Source organism: Stenotrophomonas sp. 62841_Sma (assembly GCF_056482945.1).
In genome coordinates this window covers 1,757,224-1,769,525 of the sequence record NZ_CM151224.1, presented here as the reverse complement: position 1 = coordinate 1,769,525, position 12,302 = coordinate 1,757,224, and the positions used below count along the sequence as shown (strand labels likewise).

Here is a 12,302-nt window from a genome sequence, read left to right as displayed (position 1 = left end):
TGCGCACTGCCGACGGTGGTCCGGACTCAGCGAAGCTCGCTGGGCGCGATGCCGTAGCGCGCGCGGAATGCCGTCGCGAAATTGGTGGCGTGCCGGTAGCCGACGAAATGTGCGGCCTGCTGCACGCTGCAGCCCTGCCGCAGTTGCTCGCAGGCCAGCTGCAGGCGTCGCTCGCGCAACCACGCGAATACCGAACAGTGGTGCACCTGCTGGAACTTCAGCCGCAGGCTGCTCGGGCTCATGCAGGCCAGGCGCGCCAGATCCTCCAGGCTGTGGTCAGCCGCAGGTGATGCCTGCAGGCAGTCGATCACCCGTTGCAGCATGCGGCGATCACGTGCTGAAACACGCTGGTCCGGCGATGCCTCCTGGGCAGGCGCACCCAACGCCATCGCCAGCATCTGCAGGCCCACACCCTCGCACAGCAGCGCATGCATTGCGCCCTGCCAGGTCCCCGACAGCAACTGTTCGGCGGCATGTTCAAGATGCGCGGGTACCTGCCAGCTGTGCAGCCGCCGGCGACCATGGCGATGAGCCTGCAACAGCAGTTCGCTGATCACCGGATCATCCATCTCGGCCGGTGCATCCAGCGAGACATTCAGACTGCGCATCCGTTGACCGGCCGGATGAATCGCAGTCATCGGCGTGGCATCGGCCAACACCATCGCGCCGGCGCCGCGGTTCATGCCGATTACAGCCTGCCCTTCCAAGCGTGCTCCGGCACGACCTTCCAGCATCACGATCGCAGCGAACGGCGGGGGTGCCTCCGAAGTCGCCTCGAACGGCTGATGCGCGACCACGTCCGACAGCGCCAGGCTGATGCCAGGGCGCAGGCAGCGCTGTTCCACCCTGCCCTCGACCACGCACAGCGCGCCCGAATCGGCGGCGGACGCGAGTGCTGGCAGCCGATAGCGGAAACCACTGCTGCGGCCCAAGCGGTCCAGGTCGGCGAGGGTGAGGCTGTGCATGGTGCGCCCGTGAAGAATCACCCGCCATTCTCATATGAGAACCGTTCTCATATCCAGCCCTGGTGGCAAGGCCCAATCCGCCCTTGTCGATACAAATAGTTACGTTATAACATTTCACATCAACTTCACGGATCGTGTCATGCGCCGCCATCTCCTTGCTGCAGCCATTCTGTTCGCCGTCCACACCGCCCAGGCCGCGGACGAACCCACCCTCCCCACCCTCCAGGTCCAGGCCACCCAGCCTTCGCGCATCGACAGCCGGGTCACCGTCGACAATCCGCAGGCGCAGAACCGCACCCTCGGCGGCCTGCTCGAACACGTCTCCGGTGTGCAGAGCAGCGCCTTCGGGCCAAACGCGGGCGCTCCGGTCATCCGCAGCCTCAGCGGCAACCGCGTGCAGATCCTGCAGGACGGCCAATCGATTCTGGGCATGAACGCGATCAGCGGTGACATCAACATCCCGTTCGATCCGCTGTTCGTACGCAGCGTCACCGTCAACAAGTCCTCCGACACCGTGCGCTATGGGGGCAATGCGATCGGCGGCAGCGTGGAGATCGACTCGGGCCTGATCTCCCGCAGCATGGAAGACAAGGATCAGTCGATGGAACTGGTCCTGCGCAAGGGCTTCAACGCGGCCGACGCGCAGGGCTTCCGCATGAACTTCAACAACCAGCGCAACATCTCCACCAATCTGCAGGTGTCGCGGCAACGCATCTCGCACTACGACATCCCCGGCAACAGCAAGGCCAGCGTCTGCAACACCGGACTGTTCCCGGCCGGCGGGGGCGTCAACTCGGCGCTGGCCGACGCATGCCAGAAAGAGGCGCGCGTCCAGCAGCTCTACAACAAGGCCTCGCAACCCTACATCGACCAGTTCATGACCGAGAACCCGGACTGGGCCGATGGTGATTTCTCCTTCTACACCAACAATCCGACATCGGTCTGGCAGCGCCGCACCTACATCAATCCGGTCAACCCGGCCTACGTGCCCGGCACGCCGTCGTATGTGCAGAAGCAGATCAACAACGATGTGACGCCCAACTACCATCGCCGACTGGGCAACAGCTATGCGCGCAACAGTCAGGTGGCCTTCGGCTCGACCCTGTTCTTCGACCGTGGCTACGTGGGTGTCAGCATTGATGCCAAGGACAGCGAGTACGGCGTTCCAGGCTTCTCGATGCAGAACCTGTCGTTCGGTTCCAACTATGCCGATGGCCTGCCGGTGGGCGTAGTGATCAAGCAGCAGCGCTACGCACTGGAAGCCCTGCTGCGTGATCCACTGCCGTGGTTCGAGCGCGCGGAACTCCGTGTTTCCAAGCTGGACAACACCTCAGGCGAGCGGCTGGGCGCCACCAAGGCCAACGACTACGATTTCGAGAGCTCCCAGGCCGAGCTGCTGCTCAGCCATCAACGCATCGGCCCGCTCAGCGGCCTGCTCGGTTTCAGCCATCAGTCGCGTGATGTCACCGGCAGTGGTTCTCAGCGCTACCTGCCGGACGTGGACACCCGCAGCAATGCGGTGTTCCTGAAGGAGACGCTGGACTTCGGCTGGGCCACCTTCGATGCCGGCGTGCGCCACGAGCGCGTCGACCACGCACTGCAGCCCAGCCGCTTCAAGACCGCGCGCAATGCCGCCAACACCAAACTGCAGAACCGCGACTACCGGCTCAACAGCTACAGCCTCGGCTCGTACGTCGAGCTCGGCCCCTTGTTCTCAGCCAAGATCCGTTACTCATCCTCACAGCGCGCCCCGGAGATCAACGAGCTGTATGCCAGCAACGCGCACTATTCGGTGATGACACAGGAAGAAGGCAACCAGAACCTGGAACCGGAGCGCGCGAAGAACCTGGAACTGACCGGCCTGTTCCACCTCGGTGGTTTCGAGCTGTCCGCCACCGCTTACCGGATGCGGTACGAGAACTACCTCTACCTCGGCTACTCCGGCCTGCAGACCGCCAACCGCCTGCCACTGAAGTACTGGAAGCAGACCGACACCACGGTGAAGGGCTTCGAGATCGATGCGTCGCAGGCACTGGACCTGGGCCGCTATGGCACGTTGAACGTCTCCGCCTTCGCCGACCTGGTGAAGAACAAGGCCGACCACCCCGATTCGCTGCGTGCCCACAATGACGGCGAGTACCTGCCGAACATGCCGACCAACCGCTACGGCGCCAACCTGCAGTGGCAGCGCGAGGGCTGGAAGGCGCAGTTGTCCAGCACCTACTACGACACCCAGAAGTACCTCGGCCGCAACGTCAGCGAGGAAGTGCCGCTGGATGCGTTCAACCTGGTCGACCTGCAGGTCAGCCGCGAACTGCCGGTGCGCAACAGCTACATCGCCGGCGTGGAGGTGTTCGTCAACGGCAGCAATCTGCTCAATGAAGAAGCACGTCCGCACAACTCGCCGTTGAAGTACATCGCACCGTTGCCCGGGCGAGGCTTCCAGGTGGGTGTGACGGTGAAGCTCTGACAACCGGATGCATCGGTACACGCCTGCAGGCAGACGGCCTGCAGGCGTCGTCCATCGCACCCCCTGCGTGGTTGCACCACGCTCCCCGGTTGATTCACCATCGGCAGAGAAGGAGAGCGTGATGAACTGGAAGCATGCGGTTTCACTGGCACTGTTGTTGTCCGTTTCATCAGGCGCAAGTGCTGCGTCTGCGATCACCTACGACAAGGATGGCCGCTACGGCTATTCGATGAACCAATCTTCCCTCACCACTGCGATGCAGCAGTCGCTGCACTACTGCGCAGCGCGATCGCGCAATTGCGGTCAGTCCGCCAGCACCAGCAGCGAAGGCTATTCGGCCATAGCGACCGGCACGATTGCGTTGGGCTTTGCACTGGGTGAGAAGACCGCGGACGCCGCGCAGCGGAAGGCCGAAAGAATGTGCAGGGAACGTGCCAACGACTGCACGCTTGCCTTGCTGTGGCGGGAAACCCCACCTCGCTATCTTGAACCGCCACAGCTGCCCGGTGCGCCCGCTCCGGCACCAGCGGCGACGCCCGCGCCCATGCCAACGCCTGCCATCCGCACCGATCAGCCAGAATAGCCAGCTCCACGCCGGCTGTACTTTCGAGTGTCGGATAAAGAAAAACGCCTGCAGATCGAGGATCTGCAGGCGCTTCTTTGTATCTGGCGGAGTGAGAGGGATTCGAACCCTCGATAGAGCTTTTGACCCTATACTCCCTTAGCAGGGGAGCCCCTTCGGCCACTCGGGCATCACTCCGGGGTTTTCTCCGCGTCTGGTGCGTTGCACCTCAGCGGGGCGTGAATCATAACGTTAATCGAGTGCGAAGGTAAAGCGTTATTCGGCAGAATTTTCGCTACCGGCGCCACCGGCTTCGTCACCGCGCTGGATGCGCTGATAGATCTCTTCGCGATGCACAGCGACGTCCTTCGGCGCGGTGATGCCGATACGCACCTGGTTACCCTTGACGCCAAGCACGGTGACGCTCACCGAGTCTCCGATCATCAGGGTTTCGCCGACGCGGCGAGTCAGGATCAACATTTTTGTAAGTCTCCATGGAACCGTGTGGAAGGGTATCCCCCACCGGCTTGACGCTCCGTCAAGAAGCGCTACCACGACAAAGGGAAAAGATTCGCAATGGTACCGTCAGCCGTCCCGCTCCTACAAGGAGGGGGACGGCCAGGTTCATCACAGGCGGGGGCTGACCCATTCGACGACTGCAGCCAGCGCAGTGGCAAGGGCGGGCCCGTCCTCGCCACCACCCTGGGCGAGGTCCGGGCGTCCGCCGCCCTTGCCCCCGATCTGACCGGCGATATGGGACAACAGTTCCCCGGCCTTGACCTTGCCCATTGCGCTGCCGTTCACACCTGCGACCAGGGCGGCCTTGCCGTCCTGGGCGCCAGCCAGCACGATCACCGCATCGCCCAGCTGCTGCTTCAGGCGGTCCATGGCGTCACGCAGGGCCTTGGCATCGAAGCCCTCCAGACGGGCGGCCAGCACCTTCACACCGGCAACCTCGACCGCCTGGCCGGACAGGTCGGCGGTAGCACCGGCGGCAACCTTGGCCTTCACGGCGTCCAGTTCGCGCTCCAGCTGCTTCTGGCGCTGGCCGAGGGCACGGATCTTCTCGACCACGTCGGCAGCGCTGCCACCGAGCAGGTCGGCGGCTTCGGCCAGGCGGGCCTCTTCGGCGTCCACGTAATCCAGGGCGCCCTGGCCGGTGACCGCTTCGATACGGCGCACGCCAGCGGAGACACCGCCCTCGGAGGTGATCTTGAACAGGCCGATGTCGCCGGTGCGGTTGACGTGGGTACCGCCGCACAGCTCGGTGGAGTAGTCACCCATCTTCAGCACGCGCACGTGTTCGCCGTACTTCTCACCGAACAGGGCCATCGCGCCGAAGTCCAGCGCTTCCTGCATGCCCATGTTGTGCACTTCGGCAGCGTTGTTGGCACGCACCTGCTGGTTGACCTTGCGCTCGATCACCGCCAGCTCTTCCGCGCTGATCGGCTGGAAGTGCGAGAAGTCGAAACGCAGGCGGTCCGGAGCGACCAGCGAGCCCTTCTGCTGCACGTGGGTGCCGAGCACTTCGCGCAGGGCGGCGTGCAGCAGGTGGGTGGCAGAGTGGTTGAGGATGGTGGCGCCACGGCGCTCGCCATCGACCTGGCCGGACAGCACGTCACCGACCTTCAGGCCGCCTTCGGACAGGGTGCCGACGTGGCCATGGAACTGGCCGGCGAACTTCTGGGTGTCTTCCACCACCAGGCGCACGCCGTTGCCGGTGAGCACGCCGGTGTCGCCGACCTGGCCGCCGGACTCGGCGTAGAACGGGGTCTGGTTGGTGATCACGATGACCGCATCACCGGCATCGGCCGACTGCACCGGACGACCGTCCTTGAGCAGGGCCAGCACGGTCAGGCCGTCGGCCTGCAGGCGGTCATACCCCAGGAACGCGGTCGGGCTGAGGGTCGCCACCAGCTCGGCCGGCAGCGTCACGCCGCCACCGAATTTGCCGGCCGCGCGCGCAGTCTCGCGCTGCTGCTCCATCGCGGCGTCGAAGCCGGCAATGTCGACGGTCAGGTCGCGCTCGCGGGCGATGTCCTGGGTCAGGTCAAGCGGGAAGCCATAGGTGTCGTACAGGCGGAAGGCGTCAACGCCCGGGATCACGCCATTGCTGGCCTTGCCCGCGACGTCCTCGAAGATCTTCATGCCGGCGTCGAGGGTTTCGGCGAAACGCTCTTCTTCGGCCTGCAGCGCACGGGTGACGGTGTCCACCGCAGCCGGCAGTTCCGGATAGGCCTCGCCCATCTGCTCGACCAGAGTCGGCACCAGCTTGCTGAAGAACGGCTGGCGCACGCCCAGCATCCAGCCGTGGCGCAGTGCGCGGCGGATGATACGGCGCAGCACGTAGCCGCGGCCTTCGTTGGACGGCAGCACGCCGTCGACGATCAGGAACGAACAGGCACGGATGTGGTCCGCGATCACGCGCAGTGACTTGTTTTCCAGGTCGGCGGTGCCGGTCAGCTCAGACGCCTTGCGGATCAGGGCCTGGAACAGGTCGATCTCGTAGTTGGTGTGCACATGCTGCAGGATCGCCGCCAGGCGCTCCAGGCCCATGCCGGTATCCACGCACGGTGCCGGCAGCGGCACCAGGGTGCCATCCGGCTGGCGGTCGAACTGCATGAACACCAGGTTCCAGATTTCGATGAAGCGGTCGCCGTCTTCATCCGGGGAACCCGGGGGGCCACCGGCGATATGGTCGCCGTGGTCGTAGAAGATCTCGGTGCACGGGCCGCACGGGCCGGTATCGGCCATCTGCCAGAAATTGTCCGAGGCGAACGGCGCACCCTTGTTGTCACCGATGCGCACGATGCGCTCTTCCGGCACGCCAACCATGTCGCGCCACAGCGCGTAGGCCTCGTCGTCGGTCTGGTAGACGGTGACCAGCAGGCGCTCGGCCGGCAGCTTCCAGACCTGGGTCAGCAGCTCCCAGGCCCAGGCGATCGCGTCCTTCTTGAAGTAGTCGCCGAACGACCAGTTGCCCAGCATTTCGAAGAAGGTGTGGTGGCGTGCGGTGTAGCCGACCTGGTCAAGGTCGTTGTGCTTGCCGCCGGCGCGCAGGCAGCGCTGCACGTCGGCCGCGCGCACGTAGCTGCGCTTCTCCGCGCCAAGGAACACGTCCTTGAACTGCACCATGCCGGAGTTGGTGAACAGCAGGGTCGGATCATTGCCCGGCACCAGCGGCGCCGACGGCACGATGGTGTGGCCTTTGCCCTTGAAGAATTCAAGGAAGTCGCTGCGGATCTGGGAAGTCGTGAATTTGGCGGATGCGTTCATTGGGGGCTGGCAGTCTGCGGGCCGGCGGGCCCGGACCACCGGCCGCGTTGGCCAGGGTCGCGAGGGACCGCCGAAAACCTAAAGGGTATCAGGCCCGGCGCCGCCAGTCTCAGTCATCCGGGTCGTAGCGGGTCGCACGGCGGATGCTGTCGCCGTCGAAGCCCCGTCGGGCCAGCAGATCGGCGGCCTTGCGCCGCTGCGTCAGGTCCTGCGGACCGGCCTCGCCAAAGCGTCGGCGGACCAGATCACGGGCATTTTCCTGCCAGTCGCCTTCAAAGCTGTCCATCGCCGCCGCAATCGCGGCGCTGTCCAGTCCGTGGGTACCAAGTTCGGCGCGGACATGGATCGGCCCATAACCGGTGTTGGCGCGCATCCGCACCAGGTTCTCGGCGAAACGGGTGTCGTCCTGCCAGCCGGCCTCTGTCAACTTGGCCACAGCCGCCTGCGCGGCTTCGTCTTCGATGCCGCGTGCGGTCAGCTTGCGGGTGAGCTCCTTGCGCGAGTGCTCGCGGCGGACCAGCAGGCCCAGCGCTCGTTGCACGGGCGTCTGCTCGCGCGGCCGGCGTTTGCGGCCGGTGGGAATGTCGTCAGCGTCGGACATCGGTGCTCCAAGGGTGGCGCCATCCGTGGCGCCCAGCCCATCCCTGGGCGATTCGAACCTGCGGGACAGGGCGACGTCACTGACGGCGCCGCCCTGCCCCACAGCAAGCCTTATTCGTCGTCGCCTTCGTCGTCGCCTTCCTCACGGCTGGCTTCGGCCGGCTGGAATTTCTCGCGCAGCTCGGCCTCGAGCTTGGCGGCGACCGTCGGGTTGTCGCGCAGGTAGCCGCGGGCGTTGTCCTTGCCCTGGCCAATGCGTTCTTCACCGTAGCTGTACCAGGCGCCAGCCTTCTCGACCAGCTTGGCATCCACACCCATGTCGATCAGCTCGCCTTCACGGCTGATGCCTTCGCCATACAGGATCTCGGTGATGACCTGCTTGAACGGAGGTGCCAGCTTGTTCTTGACGACCTTGATCTTGGTCTGGTTACCGATGATCTCGTCACCCTTCTTGATCGCGCCGATACGGCGGATGTCCAGGCGGACCGAGGCGTAGAACTTCAGCGCGTTGCCACCCGTGGTGGTTTCCGGGCTCTGGCCCGGCATCATCACGCCGATCTTCATGCGCAGCTGGTTGATGAAGATCACCAGGGTGTTGGAGCGCTTGATGTTGCCGGTCAGCTTGCGCAGCGCCTGGCTCATCAGGCGGGCCTGCAGGCCCGGCAGCTGGTCGCCCATCTCGCCTTCGATTTCGGCCTTCGGGGTCAGCGCGGCGACCGAGTCGATCACCAGGATGTCCACCGAACCCGAACGGACGAGCATGTCGGCAATTTCCAGCGCCTGCTCGCCGGTATCCGGCTGCGACAGCAGCAGGTCGTCCACGTTCACGCCCAGCTTGGCGGCGTAGATCGGGTCCAGCGCGTGCTCGGCGTCGATGAAGGCCGCGGTGCCGCCCATCTTCTGGCATTCGGCGATGGCCTGCAGGGTCAGCGTGGTCTTGCCCGAGGATTCCGGCCCGTAGATTTCAACGACACGGCCCTTCGGCAGACCGCCAATGCCCAGCGCGATGTCGAGCATCAGCGAACCGGTCGGGATGGCTTCGACGGGCTCGACCACGCGGTCGCCCATGCGCATCACCGAGCCCTTGCCGAACTGCTTTTCGATCTGGCCCAGAGCTGCAGCGAGGGCGCGCTTCTTGTTCTCGTCCATCGGATTGGTCCTTGCAGAGGTCGTGTCGTTGGAGGTGCTGTCTTTGGGGGTCTTCTTTGCCATGGGTTCACTTTAAGTCGGACGTATCGCACAGGCTGAGATTCTGCCCGGCGCTCTGAAAAGAATTATCGGACATCCGTACCAACCTCAGTGGAACCAGAGAATCGCCACAAAAGACCGCGGGGTAATGCGCTATGGAACGGGTCAACGGTTGGGTCGCAACAGGCCGCAATAGAGGCCCTCAATCGAGAAGTCCTGGTCAGGCAGCACCTCGATCGGCTTGTAGTCGGGATTGCGCGGCAGCAGGCGGATACGATCCTTGGCGATCTTCAGCAGCTTGACGGTGATCTCGTCATCGATGCGGGCCACCACGATCTGTCCGGAATGGGCATCGCGGGTGCGGTGCACACCGATCAGGTCACCGTCGAAGATGCCCTCGTCGATCATCGAATCGCCCTGCACCTTCAACAGGTAATCCGGTGCCGGCGAGAAGAACACCCGGTCCAGCACCACGAAGTCGTCCGAGCCGATATCAGCACCGATCGGCAGACCGGCTGCGACACGGCCCAGCACCGGCAGGCGCAGGACGCTGTCGGGCAGGCCCGGCTCGGCCAGCTTCTCGACCGGTGGCGCCTGTACCAGGCGGATGCCGCGGGCCTGGCCCGGGATGCGACGGATCGCACCGGCCTGCTCCAGGGCTTCCAGGTGGTACTGGGCCGCGCGCACGCCCTTGAAGCCGAACGCACGTGCGATTTCAGTCTGCGACGGCGGCGCGCCTTCGCTCTCGATACGCTCGGCGATCAACTGCAGGATCGCCTGCTGGGTGTCGGTCAGGTCCATGGTTAGTAGTATTACTACTAATGAGCGGGGCTGCAAGTGCCGGGGGCGACACGGCGTCAGCTGTAGTGCCGAGCCGTGCTCGGCGATCGTCGCTGGGCTCGGCCTGGCTGGCAGAGACAAAGGCGGAGCAAAAGCAGCCGACCAGCGGTCGGCTCTACAGGAATCGCGCAGCGATTCAGCGGCTCCCGTTGGGAACCGCTGCGGCAAGCACACTATGTGTGCTTGCCGCTTCTCCAGATCGAAAACAGGATCCAGACGCCGCAGAAGCCGGCGCCGATGAAGCCGCACACGCCCAGTGCCAGCAGCCAACGGCTGGAGACGCCGCCAACGCTGTGCATCACGATCGACGAGCCGATGATCAGGGCGGCAGTGACGATGCCCATCACCAGCCGGTTCGCCGCACGGTTGACCTGCTCGCCGAAGCCCTGCAGCGCCGTGGTTTCCACCTTCAGCTGCAGACGCCCACGGCGGGCGGCCTGGACCAGCTTGCGCAGGTCGCGGGGCAGTTCACCGGCGAAGTCGACCAGGCCCAGCAAGCTGCGGCGGCCGCGCTTGAGCAGGGCCCTGGGCGCATAGCGCTGCAGCACCACCCGTTCCAGGAACGGGCGCGCGGCACTGGCCATGTCGAAATCAGGGTCCAGCTGCCGCCCCATGCCTTCCAGTGTCAGGAACGCCTTGATCATCAGCGCCAGGTCGGCCGGCAGGGTCAGGCTGTAGCTGCGCAGCAGCTGGGTGATGTCGCCCAGCATCAGACCGATGCGCAGGTCCTTCAGCGGCACGCCACGGTACTGGTCGACGAACTGGCTGATGTCGTGCTGCAGCCGATTCTCGTCCACTTCCACGCCGCCGGCCCAGTCCAGCAGCACGTCGGCCACACCCTGCGGGTCCTGCTCGACCAGCCCGTGCAGCAGCTGCGCGACCTGAAAACGACGCACTTCGGACAGCGCACCGACCATGCCGAAATCGATCACACCGATGCGGCCGTCACGCAGGTAGATGATGTTGCCCGGGTGCGGATCAGCGTGGAAGCTGCCGTCCTCCAGCACCATCTTCAGCACGATGCCCGCACCGCGTCGCGCCAGTTCGCGCCGGTCCAGTCCTGCCGCATCAACGCCAGCCAGATCACGCCCTGGAATGCCGTCGACGAAGTCCTGCACGTTCAGGCTTTCGCAGGTCCACTGCCAGTGCACGTCGGGAATCAGGATGTCGTCGCGGCCTTTGAAGTTGCGCGCGATGCGCTCGGCATTGCGGCATTCGGCGGCGAAATCCAGCTCGCGACGCAGCGACACGGTGAACTGCTGCACCACCTCGGCCGGGCGATAGCGGCGCAGGTCCGGCAGGCGCGCCTCGACGATCTCCGCCAGGCGGGCCAGCAGCCGCAGGTCGGCCTCGACCACGTCGCGGATGCCGGGGCGACGCACCTTCAGCACCACCTCGCGACCGTCATGCAGGCGCGCGCGGTGGGCCTGCGCCAGCGAAGCGGCGGCCATCGGGGTTTCATCGAGGAAGGCGAACACTTCTGAAGGCGATGCACCCAGGTCGGCCTCGAGCTGCTCGCGGATATCCGCGTACGGCAGCGCCGGCACCGCGTTCTGCAGTTCGGAGAGCTCGGCGATCCATTCCGGCGGCAGCAGGTCGACGCGCGTCGCCAGTACCTGGCCGAGCTTGACGAAGGTCGGGCCGAGATCCTGCATCGCGCTGCGCACGCGCACCGGCGCGGTCATCCGCAACAGTTCCTGCCGCTCCTCGTTCCAGTGCAGCAGGCGCCCTGCCCGCTCCAGCGTGCTGGCCAGGCCGATGCGCCGCACCACATCGCCGAAGCCATAGCGGATCAGGACGACGGCGATTTCCTGCAGTCGGCCCAGGTCACGGACCGTGCCCAGCGTTTCCCACATCATGCGTGCTCCGGACGATTACCGGAGCAGCATGTCACAGCTGGGCGTCGATACCGCGCAATGCCGCCGCCACGGTTTGCCGGCGGATGGCTTCGCGGTCGCCATCGAACTGGAACAGCTCGGCACGGGCATAGCCGCCGCGGCGCTTCCAGCCAATCCAGACGCTGCCCACCGGTTTGTCCGGGCTGCCGCCACCAGGACCGGCGATGCCGGTCACCGCCACGGCGATACCGGCGCCGGAATTGACCAGCGCACCGGACACCATTTCCAGCACGGTTTCGCGGCTGACCGCGCCGAACTGCTCCAGGGTCTGCGCACGCACGCCCAGCAGGCGCTGCTTGGCCTCGTAGCTGTAGACCACCATGCCGCAGTCGAAGAACGCCGAGGAACCGGCGATATCGGTCATGCACTTGGCGATCCAGCCACCACTGCAGCTTTCAGCGGTCACCAGCTGCAGCGAAGCCTGCTGCAGGCGCTGCCCGAGCGCGGCGGACTGGGCATTGAGTTCAGCGTCGGTGGGAATGGACATCGGCATGACGGTGGGG

Annotated in this window: 10 protein-coding genes and 1 tRNA gene; 2 read left to right on the top strand and 9 right to left on the bottom strand. The window is 65.2% G+C overall.

Going from position 1 to position 12,302, the window contains the following annotated elements:
* Positions 1-26: 26 nt before the first annotated feature.
* Positions 27-965: a helix-turn-helix transcriptional regulator gene (locus tag ACZK5G_RS08365; RefSeq protein WP_478465988.1), complete on the bottom strand. Its 939-nt coding sequence runs from the start codon at positions 963-965 to the stop codon at positions 27-29.
* 139 nt (positions 966-1,104) lie between these two features.
* Between ACZK5G_RS08365 and ACZK5G_RS08360 the strand changes: the two genes are divergently transcribed.
* Positions 1,105-3,435 carry a TonB-dependent receptor gene (locus tag ACZK5G_RS08360; protein ID WP_478465987.1) on the top strand — a complete coding sequence of 777 codons (2,331 nt, stop codon included), beginning with the start codon at positions 1,105-1,107 and terminating at the stop codon, positions 3,433-3,435.
* Between the two features lie 121 nt (positions 3,436-3,556).
* On the top strand, positions 3,557-4,018 hold the full coding sequence (locus ACZK5G_RS08355; RefSeq protein ID WP_478465986.1) for a DUF4189 domain-containing protein: 462 nt from the start codon (positions 3,557-3,559) through the stop codon (positions 4,016-4,018).
* Between the two features lie 84 nt (positions 4,019-4,102).
* On the opposite strand, the gene ACZK5G_RS08350 is transcribed toward ACZK5G_RS08355, so the two are convergent.
* The 8 genes from ACZK5G_RS08350 to ACZK5G_RS08315 form a co-directional block, all read right to left on the bottom strand.
* A tRNA-Ser gene (locus tag ACZK5G_RS08350) sits at positions 4,103-4,195 on the bottom strand.
* 78 nt (positions 4,196-4,273) lie between these two features.
* On the bottom strand, positions 4,274-4,477 hold the full coding sequence (csrA, locus tag ACZK5G_RS08345) for a carbon storage regulator CsrA (protein WP_006432031.1): 204 nt from the start codon (positions 4,475-4,477) through the stop codon (positions 4,274-4,276).
* Between the two features lie 147 nt (positions 4,478-4,624).
* A complete protein-coding gene (gene alaS / locus ACZK5G_RS08340) occupies positions 4,625-7,273 on the bottom strand; it encodes an alanine--tRNA ligase (protein WP_478465984.1) in 2,649 nt (882 codons plus the stop codon).
* A 109-nt stretch (positions 7,274-7,382) separates the two neighbouring features.
* Positions 7,383-7,874, bottom strand: a complete 492-nt coding sequence (recX, locus tag ACZK5G_RS08335) for a recombination regulator RecX (protein WP_134950624.1) — start codon at positions 7,872-7,874, stop codon at positions 7,383-7,385.
* A 110-nt stretch (positions 7,875-7,984) separates the two neighbouring features.
* Positions 7,985-9,022: a recombinase RecA gene (recA, locus tag ACZK5G_RS08330; protein WP_134950633.1), complete on the bottom strand. Its 1,038-nt coding sequence runs from the start codon at positions 9,020-9,022 to the stop codon at positions 7,985-7,987.
* 204 nt (positions 9,023-9,226) lie between these two features.
* Positions 9,227-9,862: a transcriptional repressor LexA gene (gene lexA / locus ACZK5G_RS08325; protein WP_032128412.1), complete on the bottom strand. Its 636-nt coding sequence runs from the start codon at positions 9,860-9,862 to the stop codon at positions 9,227-9,229.
* Between the two features lie 212 nt (positions 9,863-10,074).
* Complete coding sequence (gene ubiB / locus ACZK5G_RS08320; protein WP_478466504.1) at positions 10,075-11,757, bottom strand: 2-polyprenylphenol 6-hydroxylase; 1,683 nt, start codon at positions 11,755-11,757, stop codon at positions 10,075-10,077.
* Positions 11,758-11,791: 34 nt separating this feature from the next.
* Positions 11,792-12,286, bottom strand: a complete 495-nt coding sequence (locus tag ACZK5G_RS08315; RefSeq protein ID WP_010484249.1) for a CinA family protein — start codon at positions 12,284-12,286, stop codon at positions 11,792-11,794.
* Positions 12,287-12,302: the final 16 nt, after the last annotated feature.